We start from the raw sequence: 18,770 nt of genomic DNA on the forward strand, positions 1-18,770 counted from the left end.
GCAATCTACCAGGCAGGAATGGCTTGACCATGAAATAGTTGTTGCGCAGCGGCTAATACTTCCGGCGAGTGCAAGGCTTTTACCAGTACTTGTAGTTTTGGATTGTCTTTATCCTTTTCTTTTGACACTAACAAGTTAGCGTACGCTGAATTTTTATTTTCGGAAAACAATGCATCTTGTTGAGGATAAAGGTTTGCGAGTACCGCATAATTGGTATTAATGACTGCCGCATCTACATCAGGCAATGAACGGGTTAATTGCGCGGCATCTAACTCTTTAATCTGTAAATTTTTAGGATTAGCCATAATATCCCGTGGCGTAGCAAGATTTTTTGCATTTGGATTTAACTTTAGCAGTCCAGCTTGCTGGAGTAATGAGAGCGCACGCGCTTCATTACTTGGATCATTCGGAATAGCGACAATAGCATTTTGTTTGATTTTGTCTAAAGCCTGTATTTTTTTAGAATAAATACCCATCGGATAAATAAAAAGCTTCGCGATAGGGATTAAGTGATAATGCTGCTGTTTATTTTCCTCATCTAAAAAAATTTGATGTTGAAACATATTGGCATCTAAACTACCTTCACTTAATGCCCTATTTGGCAGTGAGTAATCTGAAAACTCAATAATTTTTAGGTGCAAATCCGATTGTTTTAATAAAACTGATTTAGCCACTTGCATTAATTGGGTTTCAGGACCACTGATAGTCCCTACACGAATTTGCTCGGCATCACTTTTTGAATAGCATCCACTCAGACTGCAGACAAAACAACTGAATACAAAGAATAGACTTAAAAATTTTTTTAGCATGGTTGAATAAATCTCTTTCTATACTATCTCTAGTGGGAAACCCGTTTGACCCATCGATCGCCCACATATTGTATACCTTGTACGAAAGCTATCAAAATCACAATGGTAGCTAGCATAACGCCCATATCAAATCGTTGATACCCATATCGTATCGCGAGATCGCCTAAGCCACCACCTCCTACTGCACCCGCCATCGCTGAATAAGCTACTAAATTAATTAAGGTAATCGTTAAACTATTGATAATGCCAGGCCTCGCTTCAGCCAGTAAAATAGCTTGTATCAGCTGGAAAGAGGAGGCCCCCATGGCTTGACCAGCCTCTATCAGGCCTGGAGATAGCTCATTAAGGCTATTCTCAACCATGCGCGCAAAAAAAGGGATTGCCGCTAAGCTTAAGGGGACAATCGCCGCATTGGTTCCAATCGAGGTTCCTACTAGTAATCGAGTCAATGGAATGATGGCCACCATTAAAATAATAAATGGAATAGAACGGGTAATATTAATGAGCATCGCTAAACATCGATTAAGTAGTGGATGCGGTAATAGCTTATTAGGACGCGTGACAAAAAGTAACACACCTAAAGGCAACCCCAGGATAAAAGCGAGGGAGCCCGAAAGCAAAACCATATACAGGGTTTCTGCTGTTGCATTCATTAATTCAAACAATAGATCCATCGACATAACCCATCACCTCAACCTGAAGACCTTTAGCAATTAAATAATCGATACCTTGTTGTAACGGTGCTTGATCACCCATCACTTCGGCCACCATAATACCCAAAGTGACGTCTTTTAAAAGCTCAATATTGGCTTGTAAAATATTAAGGTGTATGCCTATTTTACGCATTAAATGTGCAATTAAGGGTTCGGCTGCTGCGCGACCGTGAAATAAAATGCGTAATACCGCGTGGCTATTTTTTTTTCTAGTGGGTTTAAGACGCATTTGTAATAAAGGCGGAAGCTCCTGTTTTAGCGAATGATACACAAATTTTTTCGCTAAAGCGCTTGAGGGCTGCGTAAAAAAACTAACAATATCAGCAACCTCTACCAAGTGACCTCGATCCAACAAGGCGACGCGATCACACAGTGTTTTTATGACTTCCACTTCATGCGTAATGAGAAAGATAGTCAATCCAAGACGCTGATTAATCTCTTGTAGCAACTGAAGAATATTTTTAGTTGTTTCAGGATCCAGCGCAGAAGTAGCCTCGTCACAAAGTAATATTTTAGGTTGATATGCCAGTGCTCGGGCGATCGCAACACGTTGTTTTTGACCGCCGCTGAGCTCGGCTGGATAACAAAGTTGTTTATCACTTAACCCGGTTAAAGCCAATAAAGAACTTACTTTATCATCTATTTCATTTTTTGCTGTATGAGCAAACCGTAGAGGCAACGCAACATTTTCATAAACTGTCTTGGAAGAAAGTAGATTAAAATTCTGAAAGATCATAGCTATTTGGCGCCTGACACAGCGTAATTGTTTTGGTTTTAAAGCGGTAATCTCCCGATTTTCTATCCATACTTGGCCGCGCGTAGGCTTCTCCAAGAGGTTAATACAGCGGAGGAGGGTGCTTTTTCCAGCGCCGCTTTGTCCCACGATACCAAAAATTTCCCCTTGCTTAATCTCAAGATTAATTTTATGTAATACATGCAAGGGTTTAACTTGCGTACCATATGTTTTTTCAATATCTACCAGTTTTAACATGACGACACAATATTAATTTTTAACCTCATTCATAGAACCAAGATTTTATTCTTTAGATTATAAAAAAGCGAGTTGTAACGTCGATTGATAAAAATTATCCATTTTATAATTAATTTATGCTTTGAGTAATTGAAGTTGTTTGTTAGAATGTTGTGCTTAATTTAATTCAACAAATAATACAGGAGATAGATTATGCTTAATACGATAATTCACAGAGACACGCAGAATCCTAATGGTAATACGGCTTTACATTTAGCTGCAATGAATAGCCATCTAAATAAATGAATAGCCATCTAAATATAGTTAAAACCCTAATAAAATCAGGGGCTAATGTGAATATAAAAAATAATGAGGGACAGAAAGCATCTGATATTGCTAAGCCTGAAAGTAAACGCTTGCTTCTAAGCCCAGAATTAAGTCTGGCAGCAGGTCCTATATTTTTTAACCGTGCTCCCACCAACAGAGGTGATAATGCAGCAACAGAGAATGATGTTGATGCAACGGCTACGCCGGTTACCAACCATTATTCAGCGAAATAGAACTCATCACTACCCAAACTTCCGACTTCCGATAAGTTTTCTTATCGGAAGTTAGAAAGTAATTTTTTTTTCAGTTAATTTTTCCATAATACTCTTAATACCTGTTAGCCTATCAACTGCTTCTAATATATTTTCTAAAATTCTCCGAATTCCTCTATATTTTTCTAAAATTGGACGAGAATTTTTGATTACATCAAGCACTTTCTCTTGGTATTCTTTAGACAAAGTGTCAGCTTTTACTTGAAGTTCTTCTAATTTGCTTTCTATTTCAGGATATATACGGCTTGGTTCTATTATTTTTTAAGGCCTTCTTCAATAAGCGCTGCATCCACAGCGGGACGCATCGCAACGCGGTCAAAATAAGCGCCTAAATATTTTTTTTGGTGAATATCAAACTTCATAGCAACTGCCCAACGCAAAATAGTAAACAAATACGCATCTGCTACACTGAAGTGATCGTTTTGTAGGTACTGATTTTCTTTTAATGCAGTATCGAGGTAATTGAATTGCTTATCCAGATTTTCGCGCACGATTATCTTATATTCCTCTGGTGTTTTTGGGTTAAACAAGGGACTAAAACCCTTATGCAGCTCTGTCGAGATGTAACTAAGCCATTCAATGGTATGGTAGCGTAATAAACTATCAAGCGGTGGAATCAAGTTGCAGCTTGGTAGCTGGTCCGCTAAATATTGCACGATTGCCACCCCTTCAGTCAGTAAACTACCATCATCCAATAAAAGTGCAGGCACTTTGCCTTTTGGGTTGATGGTCAGATAGTTTGTACCTAATTCAGTTTTCTTTTGCGCTAAATCGACTTTCTCTAAGGTGAAATCTAGTCCTATTTCACGTAATACAATATGGGGGGATAACGAACAAGCACCCGGACTATAAAATAGTTTCATTGTGAGCTCCTTACATTCATTCTATAATAGCAGCCTTTAATAAGATAATAAAAACTTTCGTCTAACTTGAATTTACTAAAAATCAAGCTAAAACTATACACAATTGCCCGCCCTACTTCGGCTGTTGTAGTTTGATTCGATAAATTCGCCGAACAAGAAAATAAATGGCTTTGGCGTAGCCAATGGAAAGTGATGTAAAAAATATTATCTTTTAATAGAACCTTTTGTCCGGATTTATTAATTTTATAGTCTTTTCTAATAAATTCATTTGCTTAATAATCGCTTTATACAATGCTATAAACGATGGATTTGATGAGAAATCCACAGCTATACTCTTATAAGATTCATCGATTATTTCACACGTGGTTGAACGTTTTCTACATTTAGGGCAACAACGTCTACGCATTACTTTAGAGAAATTTTCTTTTCCTCTGGAATCCAAGACAATTGTTTTCAAATAGCCGCAATAAAAACATTTCATGATTGATTCCCCTGAAGCGGCATACAACATCCTTTTTTATTTTAGATAAATATGACAAATGTGGTTATATTCTTATCTCTCTATAGGTTATCAATATAAAAAATACAGCAATATGCTGTTATATGTCAAGGAGATAAATTAAAATGAAAAAAAGCTATACAGAAACGAAAGGCTATCGACTTCGTTTAGCACGAAAGGCAAAAGGTTTGACACAAATCCAATTAGCAAAAGAAGTAAAAACTACACAACAAACCATTCATGATTATGAAAAAAACAAACGAGGCAGTTATGCTGATACTAACTTATTGGTTAATATTTCTAATACGTGCTCAGTCACAGTTGACTGGATATTGACGGGAAAATCAATGAAAAATAATCAATTAACTATTCCCATTTTACCTTCCCCTAAAAGTTTTTTAGCTTGGTTTCAACAAAATATATCCGATTTTTATAAGCATAAACAAAAAGTTGGTTTTTATTTAGAAGATAATTCAATGGTATCAGAAAAAATAAATAGTGATAGCTTTAAACCAAGAGATATCATCATTATTTCGCCAAATAAATGCCCTGCTCCGAACGATTATGTCATTGCTATCACGGCCTCTAAAGAATCACCTATTTTATTTCGACAGCTTTTATTTCGAAAAAATAACTACCTGCTTAAGCCACTTAATAGTAAGTATGCCTCTATTCTATTTGAGCCACCCATTAAAATAATTGCTGTCATGATTGAACAACGTAAACTATTTCGTAATAAAAATATTATCCCCTATTTGCAAGGTCCATAGATTGTCCTAATACAACCAATAGCCTAAGGATTTCCTTATAGGTTTCATCTGGGGTTAAATTTCTCTTCAGTAACTTGTTAATCAAATGACTATTAGCATCATCCTTTTGAATCTCTTCACAGGTTGTCCAAACTTGACTACAGTGATAACATCGCCGGCGACGTTTAACAACACTGCCACTGGCTTTTTCTCTGGAATCTGATACTTGTATTTTTCTATAACAGGTAGGACATTTCATATATTCCCTTATATTTATTGTCTTGTTATAAAAAATTACCAAAAAAACATAAGCGTTTAAATAAAAATCAATATAAGGTATTCTTTTGCTTTATATACCAATATTTTGAGTGATCTTGCCACGTTCCTTAGATATATAAAATACTGATTAGTTAGATTAGATTGAACTACACATTTTTTATTGATTATGTTGTACAATTCTTTTAGATTCAACAAAAATCCATATTGTGATTTATCAATCTCGCTATAGTTTTTCATTAAATTACCCGTAGTGTTAACGCTAACAATCGTTTCGACTATTATTTAGTTGTGCTGCTAAAGATCTGATCTGATTTATTAATTCAATATTATTTTTTTTACAAAGCGATAAATCATTACTTAATTTATCAATAGGTACGTGTTCTACTTTTTCTTCATTCTGCTTTAGATCATCAATTTCTTTTTGCTTTAATATGTGACCACGTATCTTTTTTCATTTAAGCACCTCCTTATTAAATTTATAAAAAAACCATTAATAGCATAGCAAAATACATAGATAGGCATTTACTATAATGTAGTAAATCAGGCTAGGAATAAAAATGTATTGGTACACACATTTATGTAAGTATTTTCCCTAGACAAAACGTCATAGACATTTTAACTATTTTTTTTCATTTAAATTCCTTTAAAAAAAGCGTTAATTAACGATAAATATAAGGTAATAATATGAACATCTTAATTGTAGAAGATAATCGGATTCTACAAAAAGTATTAAGTATTTTTTTTAATCGATACCTAAACATAAAACCCTTGATAAAAGAAAATGGTCAAATTGCTTTAGATTTTATTAAACAGAATAAAAATAAAAAAATTGATTTGATTTTTACCGATTTGAGAATGCCAGAGATGGATGGTATAGAATTTTGCAAGGAACTTAGAAAAACCGATAAACTAACACCTATTATCCTTATGACAGCGCAATACGAAAAATTCCTAGCGCTTGAATATGAGGGTGTAAATGAAATTCTAATGAAGCCATTTAAACTTGATTTCCTCGCTAATATTATCTCTAGGTATGGTAATCCAATAGACTACCCTATACCATAAGATAGTCTATTGTCGAAATTTAATCTACAAATAGAGATTCAGGGACCGTACACATGAATCCTATAGAAATGGATTTTTCTAATAGTTGTTCTTTAGTCGTCACGCCTAGTTTTAATTTTACTTTTTCAAGATAGGATCTAACGGTACTAGGTATAATGGGTCTACCGGGCCTAGATAATCGTCTGGAAATTCCGATGGAATTAATACCATGGTTATACCAAAATAGAACTTCTTGCTCTCTTTTAGTCAGCCCTTCAAACCCTTGATTATCTTGTACTCTATATTGGAATTGTTTTCTTTTTAGCCCATTATTTTCCATTAAAATAAGCCGTCCTACATCTAAGAATGCGTTTTCAGTGATATCTATAAAATTATTTATGATACCTAATACTTCATTAGATTTTTTATCTATCAAAGGTTTTTGATGTCCAAGTAAAATTTTCCATCCTGTATCAAAATTTGCATATGAAATAACTTTAACAATATTTCTAGTATCGCTAGCGTACTTTTCATCCTTTTCCCATATGTCATGCACTTTATGGGCCTCTGATTTCAATTCGCTATAAGTTGTATCAAACATTTGATCTTCGTTTTCATAACCTGAAATTTCTACTCCTACTTTCGATACCCGAATAAATTTACCTTCCTCCACATCTCTTATAGAATTAATTCCAGGTATATCGTTAATAGGAAATTTTTCGGCATAGGCTATTAACTTTTTCTTTTTTTCTTCTTTTGTTAATTTCATAAAAATCACTCCTAATTTTCAGAATTTACTAGTATACCATTTAATATTTAATAAAGTCTTAATAATTGTTTAATTTATAAACAATATCCTCATGCGCTCTAAATATTGGCACCTAAAGTAATAGCGCGCCTTCATATTGATTTTTATTTAAACGCTTATGCTTTTTTGATAATTTTTTATAACAAGACAATAAATATAAGGGAATATATGAAATGTCCTATCTGTTATAGAAAAATACAAGTATCAGATTCTAGAGAAAAAGAAAATGGCCGTGTCGTTAAACGTCGCCGGCGATGTTATCACTGTAGTCAAGCTTGGACAACCTGTGAAGAAATTCAAAAGGATTCGAATACGCATTCGATCGACCATCTAGCGACTAAAAATGCCACCCCAGCCGAAATCTATAAGGAAATCCTTAGATTGTTGACCGCGTTAGGGCAATCGATGGGCCTAGCCATGGATAGATTTATTCCGAAATAGCTTAGGTTTAACTCAGAAATATTTATCTTTGCTTATAATCTATCTGGCTTAATCGTACTCCAATTACGACAAGCCGGACAAAACCAGTCTAAAAATTTACTATTAAATCCACAACGTAGACAACGATAAATAGGTTTGTTTTGTAATAGCTTAGCCATCAGTGTCTTTAGAATAGCTAAGTTATTTATCTGCTTATCTTTATGTATTTTTTCTTCACTGGAAAAATGCTCTTCGCCTAAGTGTAAATCAATTAAATGATATAAACCCTGTAAGGAAGGACTACTTTCTAATTGCTGAACAAGAAACTGCTGTGCTTTTTCTCTATTTTTTTCTTGGATCAATTTTACAATAGCCAGACAAATAGATATTTTTGAGTATTCAGATAATGTTGTATATAAATAATTAAGCCAATCCACTTCACCTGATTCACGTTTTAGATAACACTGACTCAAAGGCGATAGTGTTTCGGTAATATAGTCTGGATCTTGCTTTTTAATGCTTTGGTATATCTGAATGGCCTTTTCCCATTTTCCTGCTTTGATAGCTATTTCACCTTTCATTAGCGTAGCACGTACACAACTTGGATCATACTTCAGCGCTTGCTCTAGAAATATGATCGCTTCTTTTGGTGAGGGTTTATTCTTCACTGTGCCGAGTGCCAACTCACAATAGTAATGGGCAATATTTTTAATAATGCGTGGTTCCCATTTAGAGATTTTTTTAGCATTTTTTATGGCGACTTCCCAACGTTTTTGTTGTTGGTAAATTTCTAACAAATAACGTAATGCGACGCGGGTATATTCATTATCCTCTTCATTCGTTGCGACCTCAAAAAATAAACGCTCTGCCCTATCTAATAATCCACCATAATAATAATCTTGGCCTAATGCTAATAATGCCTGTATTTTTTGTGATTTAGGTAATTGGGGTCTGGCAATCAAGTTTTGATGCAACCGAATAGCACGATCGATTTCACCTCGGCGCCTAAACAAAACACCCAGTGCCAAGTGTGTCTCAACGGTTTCGGTATCAACTTCTAGGATTTTAATAAAGGTATCAACCGCTTTATCGGCTTGCTCATTTAATAAATAGTTTAAGCCCAATAAATATTCACGATTGAAGTCATTTTTTTTATTGGAGGTAGAGTGAGAAAAATGGTAATAAGCCGCATACCAGCCTGAAGCCGCCGCAAAAGGAAGTAATAAAAATAATAGTTCCAGCATACTAGTGAGGATGATCTTTAAGAGGCAAAGCACGCAGATTAATTAGCTCTTCCTCAACTAATTTTAAGCGGTGTCGTAAGCGTCGATTCGCATATTTTAATTTCACATAGATACTAAAAGCGGTTAGCAACCCTAATAAACCACCTAGAATAAAACTTAATATGGCTAATAAGGAAAGCGGTAATTGTGCTGTTCCTAGATAATAATTAATACTGACCGGCGCTGCATTAAGACCGGCAAACGTAAGGGCGAAAAGAACTAATAAAATGAGGAACAAATAAGTTAGGATGCGCATAAAACTAATACCCTTCCTATCTAACAATTACCCCACGTTTTAACGTGGGGTATGCAATTGCTATAAGTCTATTAAATAGATGATTTTTCTTCTAATGGAGATAAAGAAAGAGAAAGGATATGATTTTTACGATCAATATCTAAAATCCTAGCTTCAATTTCTTGTCCGACTTCAAAGGTTTTACCCTCTTCGCCTAACTCTGAGGTTTTAATTTCAGCTTCTACATTATTTCCTAAATCAACTTTAATGACATCAGTTTCAATGGCTCGTACTTTCCCTTTTACCCATTGATCTTTCACATAGTTATCAAAGGGATGAGCAGAAAGTGAGGCATTTTCATTCTCTAATTGTTTAATTCCGAGTGAAATACGCTCACGCTCGGGATCAATCGATAAAATAACGGTTTCGAGCTCATCACCTTTTTTATATTTTCGTACCGCTTCTTCACCCGATAGGTTCCAAGCAATATCCGAAAGATGAACTAATCCGTCGATGCCGCCTGATAAACCGATGAAAAGTCCAAAATCGGTAATCGATTTAATTTTGCCGGTAATGTGCTCACCTTTTACATGCGTATTGGCAAAATCTTCCCATGGATTTAATTGACATTGTTTAATCCCTAAAGAAATACGACATCGATCCAGATCGATATCTAAAACAACGACCTCAATTTCCATACCTACTTGCACTATCTTGTTCGGATTAATATTTTTGTTGGTCCAATCCATTTCAGAGACGTGGACTAAGCCTTCTACGCCTTCTTCAATTTCTACGAAGCAACCATAATCAGTGACATTGGTTACTTTTCCTTTTAAGCGTGTGCCAACAGGGTAACGCTTAATGAGGTCTAACCAAGGATCACCGGCTAATTGTTTTAATCCTAATGAAACACGTCCTCGTTCTTTTTCAATCTTCAGAACAATAACTTCAATTTCATCGCCTATGGTTAACACTTCACTTGGGTGTTTAACACGCTTCCAAGAAATATCAGTGACGTGAAGTAAACCATCGATGCCGCCTAAATCAATGAAAGCACCATAATCAGCTAAGTTCTTCACAATACCTTTGATAACTTGGCCTTCTTCTAACTCTGTTAATAATTGTTCGCGACCGGCTTGCCCTTCTGATTCAAGAACAGCACGACGTGATAAAACGATATTATTACGCTTCGGATCAAGTTTAATGACTTTAAATTCAAGTTCTTTATTTTCAATAATACTGGAATCTCGAACAGGTCGAACATCAACCAAGGATCCTGGTAAGAAAGCACGGACATTGCCTAATTCTACGGTAAAACCACCCTTCACTTTGCCCGTTACAAAACCTTTTATAATAGAGCCTGCATCATGTGCTTTTTGTAGTGAAGTCCACATTTCAGCACGTTTTGCTTTTTCACGCGATAAACGTGTTTCACCAAAACCATCTTCTAAAGATTCAATGCTAACATCAACTTGGTCGCCTACCTGAACTTCTAATTCGCCCGCTTCGTTATAGAATTGTTCTATAGGAATTAGACCTTCTGATTTTAAATTAGCATTCACAACAACACGGTCTTTTTCAATTCGAACTACCGTACCGCTGATGATCATTCCTGTATGAAAAACTCGATCTGAGAAACTTTCCTCAAGTAATTGCTTAAAACTCTCTGTCATATCGTTATATCACTTGTTCTTTTTTAGAGAACCATTGTAAAAATAGCGCAAAAAAATGCGCAGTTAATATTCAGTCATTATTGCAAAATAATGACCCCCATTTATCCCACTTGCAGTTTATCTAGGATACGCTGCAGCACGTCCTGAACACTTAAATGCGTGGTATCGATCATAAAGGCATCTTTGGCAGCTTTTAAAGGCGCGGTAGAACGCTGTTTATCCTGATTATCACGTTGGTCAAGCTCTGTCCGTACTGCGTCAAGGCTAACACGCTTCCCCCTCGCCTTCAACTGTAAATAGCGTCGTTTTGCACGTTCTTCTGGGCTAGCGAAAAGGAAGATTTTGAGCACAGCATCGGGGAAAACGACAGTTCCCATATCTCGGCCATCAGCGACCAAACCGGGGGCCTTTCTAAAGGCTCGCTGGTAATCGAGTAAGGCTTCCCGAACCTTAGGGTAAGCACCTAGTCTGGAGGCCAAACGTCCAGACTCCTCGGTTCGTATATCCTCGGTAATATCACGCTCTTCCCAGAGAATTTTAAGCTTATTATCGGTAGGGTTGCTAATAAAGCGCAGTGTTAATTGATTGACTAAAGGAAGTAACGACACCTCTTCTAAGGGAGTAGCAGTCGCTACTGCTATAAAGGCAAAAGCACGGTAAATAGCGCCGCTATCTAAAAAATGCCAACCTAGTTTTTCAGCTAATTGGCTACTGACTGTGCCTTTTCCAGACCCACCGGGGCCGTCAATAGTAATAACGGGGGCTGAGGTACTCTCTAACAACATGATAAATAGGCTTCCCAGGCAGCTTCTCGGTATCGCCTCGCTTCAAGCAACGGGTCGCTGGCCTGATAAATACCCCGCCCCACAATGATAATATCGGTTCCATTTTCCAGAATAGCCTGCTCAGGTAAGATATAGCGCTGACCTAAGCTGTCATCCACCTGATGCCATTGTACGCCCGGCGTCATATGGATGAGTCCAGGATTCTGAGTTAACTGTCTTTGCGCAATAAAGCCCATCACAAAATCAGTGTAATCTTCAGCCATTTTGACACTGGCTTGGGTATAGCTACCCCTAGCAAGCGAACCTACAGAACTCATTTCTGCTAGCAGTAATAACCCACGCTGCTTAAAGCTGCCCACTTCTTGTAGCCCTTGAATAATCCCAGGCCCGGGAACCGTATGCGCATTACTAATATCAGCCCACTCAACAATTTTATAGAGTCCCCCTGCATATTGCTGTTTCACCGTATGGCCAATATCGGCAAATTTTCTATCCTCAAAGATCAAAAAAGTATGCTTTTGTGCCAAGACTTTGAGCGCTATCAAAAAATTGGCATCAAAATCACTAAGAATATCGATATGTGTTTTTAATAAACAAATTTCTGAACCGACACGATCAACCAAATTTAATAGTTTTTCACTGTCAGTTATATCGGCTGATAAACAAAGATTAGATTGTTTACTCGCTATAATTTCACACAAACGTTTTGCCGTTTTATTAACACAATAGTTAAGGCGATCGGTATAAGGTAGTTTTTTAATTTTTTTTAACATGGGCGATTAGAAGAGTAAAGGATCAAAGGCAGTCATCATGGGCTTAAGTTGCATTTCCTTATTTAATTGATCGGCTAAGGTTTTTAGTTTTGCCGACTTAATTTCAGGCCCAACAAAAATACGCAGCGCAGGACCCGTAGAAAGGATCACTTGGCGCATATACGCCTTAAAACCCTTCTGGCGTAAAGATTGCATCAGCGCATTGGCCGCTAAGTTTTCCTGCAACTTGAAATCAGCTACTTGCAATACCCAAGCCTGAGCAGGGGATATAAATGCTTGATTTGAGCCTGGATTAAATTGCTCTTGGGTAGGGGAAAAAGGCCAATGCGGCATCGTTAAGGATCTAAATTCCACCGGCATCTTTTTGTAAAGGGGAGGTATAGAAATAATAAGTACCGCCGTCACGACAACCGCCGCAATGACCCTACTGTTTCTTAATTGCGCCACCTCTTTCCCCTAAAATTTATTCTATAGGATTATAACCCATTCATTCAGCCTAACAACCTCATTATTGCGAAGCACTAGAAAATTCATCGTCATTGCGAGCGCGTAGCGCGTGGCAATCTAATAAAAAGGAAAGTCTTTCCTAGATGGCCGCGCTCATTTCATTCGCTCGCCATGACGGGGGGATCTTTTTTAATTGTATTGCAATAAATATAGTTTCTTTATATTATTGTAAAGAAAATAATAGGAATTTATTTTTATAATAAAAGGGAACTTTAGTGTTAGATACCCTCTTAAAAACTACAAAATTAACCGCGCATGCCTTTCAACCGAAACCAAAAGATCTCGATATTCTCAAAAACAGTGAAAAGTTTTGGCAAGAAGAATATCAAACCCTCGATGCCATAAAGGGTTTCAATAGTTTCTATCTTGAGCTTCGTCAAAAACACGCTGAAATCAATCAGCTATTTGATAAATTAATAGAAACTATAAAAAACTCTATAGAACCTAACCAACTATCAGAAGAAAGCATAAAAGCACTTCAAGAACTAAGAGAAAAATATTGGCATCCATTTTTTAAACGTTACCAAGAAAAAATAAAAAAGCAATTAGAAATTATTACTTATTTCTTGATAGTTAATAATGACTTTGATAAAAAAATGCTAGTCTTTTCGTATCTATCAGAAACGAATGTTTGCCCAGAAGGCTGCTATTCTAAATTACAACAAATTCTTGATGACTTAAACAATAAAATCAGTCTATCGAGTTGGTTAACTGATTTACGCAAAGCGATCATTCATCGTTATTATAGTTGCTACTACAATAACCAATCGGTACATAGTTTTAACGCTATTTTAATTTATACTCAAAAAATAGGCTTAAATGTACTGGATGACGATACAACCTACCATGATTTTAAAGAAGACCAGTACGTCCAACCTTTATCAGAGAATAAAAAAAAGGAGTTTATAGATTTTTTCTGTTCTCAATATAATGTACGAACCATTATTGAATACGTTACCGAACAACTACAATTACAAACTAAGCAATCCCTAGCGCCATTCCAAAAGGAAGTCTCTCCTTTTGGCTTAGTTATTCCTACTAATATTACCTTTTCTACTATTAATGATAAGCTAATACACTTACCCATCAAATCTTATAGCCTATTTAATACTATTGATGAAGATGACGGCTACTTTCAACTTAAACCACCCCTAGAGCTAAGAACAGAAGTCATCGTTTATTTATTAAATAAAAATATTTTAGAAAAAAAAACAAAAACATTTAAATTTAATGAAGAAAATTGGGTGTTTAATATCATAATGGGTGATAATTACGGTGATTATGGCTTTATTTCGAGTTATGTCGAATTATATTATGAAGAAAAATATCTTTTATCTACTTTTGAAGAAAAAAAACTATATCAATATGTTTCCTTAGAACAGTTTCATGCAAACAAAGCATTTTTTCGATTAGGTCAAAATGCTTTTAATTATTTTTATAAAAAAAAGGCTAATTTTAGCAATTGCTACTTAATAGATATAGATTTTCAAGCGTTAGGTGCCGATTTTATCTCCGAGCTTTACGACACTAACGATGATGATGCCTCTTTTATTCGCGCTAAATTAACTTATAAACAATTGCTGTGTTTTTATAACGCAAAAAAATATCATACTTTAAATAATAGTTATCTCGTCACTATAACGAACGCTCAGCAATTTTTTAAAATCATAACGGAAATTATTGGACCCGATAAAAAAGAACAAGCTTCCTTTTTAGAGCGTCATACCGCTATTTTAACTACCAACAAACTATATCGAGAAATTTTACAAAATTTACAAGATGAAATAATAAAAAAAGAACAAGATTTAATCGAAGCCATCAAAAAAATAAATTTTCTTGATGGAAATATTTTACTTTTATTATCTACAGAAACGCCTCTATTTATTATCAGCTTTACACTTATCGGCCTATGGGAATTTTATTATCTACCCTTAATCTATTTTTGCACCAGCTTAATATTTGCGATTATTTTAGTGCCTATTTTCTTTATTATGCTAGAGGAATTAAAAGATAATCTAGATCCTCTTAATTATAAAAATAAATTAGACGCATTAAGAAAAGAAGAAACGGAACTTTTAGCTTTAGATGAAAAAATGATTGAATTTAGTAATGAACAGGAAAAAATTGAACTAACGACCAAAGAAAACGATGAAAATAACGCGATGATGCCTACTATAGCTTATTCGTCTAACCCAACCAGTATCAGCACCCATTTATTAAAAGACCAGAGAGAATCAAGCCCAGATAGGGGTGAGAGCTTATTACTCAATAACACCCTTCTCCGTAGCACTATCTAATGCAGCAAACACTAAACTAACGGTATGAAATGAACCAAAAACAAGCACACGATCGCCTTTACTGGCCACTTTGCATACCTCTTGTACTGCAATATCAGGCGAAGAAAATATTCGTGCTGAATCTTTAGCATTTAATGCTCTCAAGTGCTGATTTAACTGTTCTGCTGTAGCCCCTCTAGAAACCTCTAAACCAGCCAAATAAAACTGATCAATCTGTGCCGTCAATGGCGCTAAAGTATTCCTGATATCTTTATCTACTAACATACCAACAACCGCGTGGGTCTTTCCAGCACAAGGTTCTTGCGTCAATCTTTTGGCTAAACATCTTCCTCCAGCAGGATTATGTGCAACATCAAGAATAAATTGCAGATCGCCGTGTTCAATCATTTGAAAACGACCTGGAATAAAAACCTGTTTTAATCCTTCTTTTATGGCCTCTAATCTAATAGAAAATTGATGGCTAAGTAATTCAATGGTTTGCAAAACAGTCGCTGCATTCTGTAAGTCAATTTTTGGCAAGGGTAAATCCGTTAAGCTTTGTTGTTGACTCTGCCATGACCAGGAGTAAAGCTGTTTTTTATAGTCAAATTGCTGTCCTTGCCTATATAAAAAAACATTTTCTAACCTAGCATGCTCATAAACCGATACGGGAAGTGAAAAGTCACCAACAACACAAGGCTTATTCGGACGCATAATACCGGCTTTTTCTTTAGCAATCAGTTCTCGTGTATCACCTAGCCATTCCATATGATCTAAGTCTACCATGCTAATCACAGAAATATCAGCATCCACACAATTAACTGCATCCAAGCGGCCTCCAAGACCCACCTCTAAAATAATGGCATCCAATTGTGCTTGTTTAAATAATAACAACGCCGCTAACGTTCCAAATTCAAAATACGTTAAGGAAACCTCAGCACACGCTTCGGCAATGCAGTTGAATGCCTCACATAATTCCCTATCGCTAACCGGCTTTCCAGCTATTTGTATGCGTTCATTGTAGTCAAGTAAATGAGGTGAGGTATAGGTTCCTACGCGATATCCCGCTGCCGCTAAAATCGCTTGGGTTAATGCAACACAAGAACCTTTTCCATTCGTTCCAGCCACCGTAATAACAGGGCAATCAAAACCCAAGACACCAAGACGCTCCGCCACTATTTTAATGCGCTCTAAACCTAAATCGATGGCTATAGGATGGAAGGTTTCTAAATAGCTTAGCCAATCCTCTTTACTCTTCGCACTAGAATTTTCAGCAGCGTTCCCGCTCAATTCATAATCCTCATGTATCATGTATACACTCCGGTTGCTTCAATTCATGACTTTATTGTATTCCATATGCACTGCAGGTACTTATTTTTGCGGCAACCTGCCGAAAATCCTATTGCTGTGAGTATGAGGTGTGGAGAAAGAAGGCTACTCATTATCTGTATCAAGCGCAGAAATTGAGTAGTGGTTATTATTCTCTTGTAGCAATTTATTTAACAATGTCGCTATTTTGGTTTTCAATTTGCGTCTATCCACTATCATGTCGATAGCACCATGCTGCAGTAAAAACTCACTGCTCTGAAATCCTTCTGGCAATACCTGACGAACTGTTTGCTCAATCACGCGAGGACCTGCAAACCCAATCAATGCTTTAGGCTCTGCAATAATAATATCGCCCAACATCGCAAAACTAGCCGATACCCCACCCATCGTGGGATCAGTCAATATGGATATAAAAGGCAAGCCAACTTGTTTAAGTTTTCCTAATACTGCACTGGTTTTCGCCATTTGCATCAATGAAAAAAAACCTTCTTGCATTCGGGCACCGCCACTGGCAGCCACACAAATAAAAGGCAGATTCAACTTTATCGCCGTTTCCACCCCACGAATAAAACGAGCACCCACCACTGAGCCCATCGAACCACCCATAAAATCAAACTCAAAGGCGGCGGCAATTAATGGGATTCCATTTAACTGGCCTTGCATCACCACCAGCGCTTCTTTCTCACCGGTTTTTTTTATCGCTGTCTTCAAACGGTCCTTATAAGATTTTTCATCTTTAAATCGAAGCCTATCCACTGCTTCAATCTCACCACCTATTTCTTCGCCTGTTTCGTCGAGAAGTTGCTGTAAACGCTGCCTGGCTTTAATACGATGGTGATGAGTACAGGTAGGACAAACGGCTAAGTTACGTTCAAATTCTGCCCGATATAAAGTGGCTTGGCACGCTTTACACTTAATCCATAGTTCGGGCCCATCGGTTGTCTTTGTAACAACCGTGCGGATTCCCGTAATTACTTTTTTTAACCAACTCATACTGTCTATATTCCTAAAAAAAATAAACTTTTTACCTAATTATTCTCTTAGTGGGGGACCAAAGAACCACTATCATTGCACGAGCCGTGAGGAGAAGCAATCCAGTAAAAACCGAGTTTTTCCCTAGATAGCACAAGGCGGAAATGAATTTCTGGCTTCTCCATGCTGAGATATTTTAGTTTTATCTTCTACAGAAAATCACTTTCAGCAAAGCACCTATTTAATATTTCTTTAATTTTCCCAAAGTAAACTGATTATATACTGCTCATAATGGGTGGTATATACGCTCTAAAAATATCTATCACAATAAAAAAACAAAAATGAAACATTTTAATTGGCTGGTAAAGCTCATTTTCTATAAACATCAAGAAAAAAAGGCCACGGTAACAAACACTCAGGGTGACTCACAAAGCGTTTTTTACCCGGTAAGTTATCTAAGCCAGCAACATGCCAATTTATGTACAGATGCCAGCGAAAATATGCTATACTATTTTATAGGAAATCCCATAGCAACCATGAATATCAATTCACGAGGCACCTTTCAAGGAAGAGAACCCGACAACGACGGCTTTGAATTAAGTAATATAGCTATTACTGAGATTAAACAAAACCTGAAAGATAATGGCCCTTTTATATTAGCATTACCCTTAAAATATGGTGTTCTACATTCGGTTGTCGTAATAGGCTTTTCTAATAATCAATTGATCTATCATGATCCATTAACTGGGCCAAACAGAATAATGTCTATCGATGAGTTAACACAATTGAATGGCGATAAAAAAATAGAGATAGCACAACCAAAATTTTTTAATGGAAAACACTTCAAAAAGCAGTCATCTACCTTTGAGCAAGGCCAAGTAATTACTTTACCAAAAAAATATGCGTATTTTTTTAGCCCTGAAAAAATGAGTTATGAAGCCAGACAATGTCAAGCCATTATAGATTTTCTAACTGATTATGCAAAAAATTCCTTATGGAATATTCGTAAAAAACATAAAAACCAAGTTAAAAAATTCTTAATGGAAAATAACAAAATAAAAAGTCTTTCCGCACTTTTAGTCAATTTAAAAACGTTAGAAAATCCAGCTAAATCGACGAAAAAAGATCTTTATGCGCGTTTACAAACAATAAAACTTATATTTGGAAGAAGATAAGAATAAAAA

The 18,770-nt window shown here is 36.2% G+C and carries 22 protein-coding genes; 6 read left to right on the plus strand and 16 right to left on the minus strand.

Going from position 1 to position 18,770, the window contains the following annotated elements:
- Positions 1-5: 5 nt before the first annotated feature.
- From DMP02_RS03665 to DMP02_RS03675, 3 genes are read right to left on the minus strand one after another with little or no spacing between them, the layout of a single operon-like run.
- Complete coding sequence (locus DMP02_RS03665) at positions 6-809, minus strand: MetQ/NlpA family ABC transporter substrate-binding protein (RefSeq protein ID WP_126322722.1); 804 nt, start codon at positions 807-809, stop codon at positions 6-8.
- Positions 810-838: 29 nt separating this feature from the next.
- Positions 839-1,489: a methionine ABC transporter permease gene (locus DMP02_RS03670; RefSeq protein ID WP_126322723.1), complete on the minus strand. Its 651-nt coding sequence runs from the start codon at positions 1,487-1,489 to the stop codon at positions 839-841.
- Positions 1,467-2,513 carry a methionine ABC transporter ATP-binding protein gene (locus tag DMP02_RS03675; RefSeq protein ID WP_126322724.1) on the minus strand — a complete coding sequence of 349 codons (1,047 nt, stop codon included), beginning with the start codon at positions 2,511-2,513 and terminating at the stop codon, positions 1,467-1,469. The genes DMP02_RS03670 and DMP02_RS03675 overlap by 23 nt, the downstream gene beginning before the upstream one ends.
- Positions 2,514-2,794: 281 nt before the next feature.
- Here DMP02_RS03675 and DMP02_RS03680 point away from each other — a divergent pair, with 281 nt between their 5' ends.
- Entirely contained in the window at positions 2,795-3,052 is a 258-nt protein-coding gene (locus tag DMP02_RS03680) for an ankyrin repeat domain-containing protein (RefSeq protein ID WP_331855841.1), read from the plus strand.
- Between the two features lie 51 nt (positions 3,053-3,103).
- Here DMP02_RS03680 and DMP02_RS07215 read toward each other — a convergent pair whose 3' ends face one another.
- From DMP02_RS07215 to DMP02_RS07560, 3 genes are all read right to left on the minus strand, one after another.
- A complete protein-coding gene (locus tag DMP02_RS07215) occupies positions 3,104-3,277 on the minus strand; it encodes a hypothetical protein (RefSeq protein ID WP_172593974.1) in 174 nt (57 codons plus the stop codon).
- 68 nt (positions 3,278-3,345) lie between these two features.
- A complete protein-coding gene (gene gstA / locus DMP02_RS03685) occupies positions 3,346-3,954 on the minus strand; it encodes a glutathione transferase GstA (RefSeq protein ID WP_126322726.1) in 609 nt (202 codons plus the stop codon).
- A 211-nt stretch (positions 3,955-4,165) separates the two neighbouring features.
- Complete coding sequence (locus DMP02_RS07560) at positions 4,166-4,465, minus strand: NrdR family transcriptional regulator (RefSeq protein WP_456297830.1); 300 nt, start codon at positions 4,463-4,465, stop codon at positions 4,166-4,168.
- 113 nt (positions 4,466-4,578) lie between these two features.
- Here DMP02_RS07560 and DMP02_RS03690 point away from each other — a divergent pair, with 113 nt between their 5' ends.
- Positions 4,579-5,223 carry a LexA family transcriptional regulator gene (locus DMP02_RS03690; protein WP_126322727.1) on the plus strand — a complete coding sequence of 215 codons (645 nt, stop codon included), beginning with the start codon at positions 4,579-4,581 and terminating at the stop codon, positions 5,221-5,223.
- On the opposite strand, the gene DMP02_RS03695 is transcribed toward DMP02_RS03690, so the two are convergent.
- Positions 5,198-5,461 carry an NrdR family transcriptional regulator gene (locus DMP02_RS03695; RefSeq protein ID WP_126322728.1) on the minus strand — a complete coding sequence of 88 codons (264 nt, stop codon included), beginning with the start codon at positions 5,459-5,461 and terminating at the stop codon, positions 5,198-5,200. The two genes, DMP02_RS03690 and DMP02_RS03695, sit on opposite strands and share 26 nt — an antisense overlap.
- 704 nt (positions 5,462-6,165) lie before the next feature.
- On the opposite strand from DMP02_RS03695, the gene DMP02_RS03700 reads away from it, so the two are divergent.
- On the plus strand, positions 6,166-6,546 hold the full coding sequence (locus DMP02_RS03700) for a response regulator (protein ID WP_126322729.1): 381 nt from the start codon (positions 6,166-6,168) through the stop codon (positions 6,544-6,546).
- Positions 6,547-6,565: 19 nt separating this feature from the next.
- On the opposite strand, the gene DMP02_RS03705 is transcribed toward DMP02_RS03700, so the two are convergent.
- Positions 6,566-7,294 (minus strand): helix-turn-helix transcriptional regulator, encoded by a 729-nt coding sequence (locus DMP02_RS03705; RefSeq protein WP_126322730.1) that lies wholly within the window; start codon positions 7,292-7,294, stop codon positions 6,566-6,568.
- A gap of 207 nt (positions 7,295-7,501) precedes the next feature.
- Here DMP02_RS03705 and DMP02_RS03710 point away from each other — a divergent pair, with 207 nt between their 5' ends.
- Positions 7,502-7,774: an NrdR family transcriptional regulator gene (locus DMP02_RS03710; RefSeq protein ID WP_126322731.1), complete on the plus strand. Its 273-nt coding sequence runs from the start codon at positions 7,502-7,504 to the stop codon at positions 7,772-7,774.
- A 32-nt stretch (positions 7,775-7,806) separates the two neighbouring features.
- On the opposite strand, the gene lapB is transcribed toward DMP02_RS03710, so the two are convergent.
- From lapB to DMP02_RS03740, 6 genes are all read right to left on the minus strand, one after another.
- Entirely contained in the window at positions 7,807-8,997 is a 1,191-nt protein-coding gene (gene lapB / locus DMP02_RS03715) for a lipopolysaccharide assembly protein LapB (RefSeq protein ID WP_126322732.1), read from the minus strand.
- Between the two features lies 1 nt (position 8,998).
- Entirely contained in the window at positions 8,999-9,292 is a 294-nt protein-coding gene (locus DMP02_RS03720) for a LapA family protein (RefSeq protein ID WP_126322733.1), read from the minus strand.
- Positions 9,293-9,363: 71 nt separating this feature from the next.
- Complete coding sequence (rpsA, locus tag DMP02_RS03725; protein ID WP_126322734.1) at positions 9,364-10,944, minus strand: 30S ribosomal protein S1; 1,581 nt, start codon at positions 10,942-10,944, stop codon at positions 9,364-9,366.
- A 101-nt stretch (positions 10,945-11,045) separates the two neighbouring features.
- Entirely contained in the window at positions 11,046-11,729 is a 684-nt protein-coding gene (gene cmk / locus DMP02_RS03730; protein ID WP_126322735.1) for a (d)CMP kinase, read from the minus strand.
- Positions 11,720-12,502, minus strand: coding sequence for an orotidine-5'-phosphate decarboxylase (gene pyrF, locus DMP02_RS03735; protein ID WP_126322736.1), 783 nt, complete (start codon positions 12,500-12,502; stop codon positions 11,720-11,722). The genes cmk and pyrF overlap by 10 nt, the downstream gene beginning before the upstream one ends.
- Before the next feature lie 6 nt (positions 12,503-12,508).
- On the minus strand, positions 12,509-12,949 hold the full coding sequence (locus DMP02_RS03740; protein WP_126322737.1) for an SPOR domain-containing protein: 441 nt from the start codon (positions 12,947-12,949) through the stop codon (positions 12,509-12,511).
- 275 nt (positions 12,950-13,224) lie between these two features.
- On the opposite strand from DMP02_RS03740, the gene DMP02_RS03745 reads away from it, so the two are divergent.
- Positions 13,225-15,306: a hypothetical protein gene (locus DMP02_RS03745; protein WP_126322738.1), complete on the plus strand. Its 2,082-nt coding sequence runs from the start codon at positions 13,225-13,227 to the stop codon at positions 15,304-15,306.
- On the opposite strand, the gene folC is transcribed toward DMP02_RS03745, so the two are convergent.
- Entirely contained in the window at positions 15,271-16,596 is a 1,326-nt protein-coding gene (folC, locus tag DMP02_RS03750) for a bifunctional tetrahydrofolate synthase/dihydrofolate synthase (RefSeq protein WP_126322739.1), read from the minus strand. The two genes, DMP02_RS03745 and folC, sit on opposite strands and share 36 nt — an antisense overlap.
- Positions 16,597-16,719: 123 nt before the next feature.
- Positions 16,720-17,607: an acetyl-CoA carboxylase, carboxyltransferase subunit beta gene (gene accD / locus DMP02_RS03755; protein WP_126322740.1), complete on the minus strand. Its 888-nt coding sequence runs from the start codon at positions 17,605-17,607 to the stop codon at positions 16,720-16,722.
- Between the two features lie 320 nt (positions 17,608-17,927).
- Here accD and DMP02_RS03760 point away from each other — a divergent pair, with 320 nt between their 5' ends.
- A complete protein-coding gene (locus DMP02_RS03760; protein WP_126322741.1) occupies positions 17,928-18,761 on the plus strand; it encodes a papain-like cysteine protease family protein in 834 nt (277 codons plus the stop codon).
- Positions 18,762-18,770: the final 9 nt, after the last annotated feature.

It is taken from the genome of Candidatus Rickettsiella viridis (assembly GCF_003966755.1).
GTDB lineage: Bacteria > Pseudomonadota > Gammaproteobacteria > Diplorickettsiales > Diplorickettsiaceae > Rickettsiella_B > Rickettsiella_B viridis.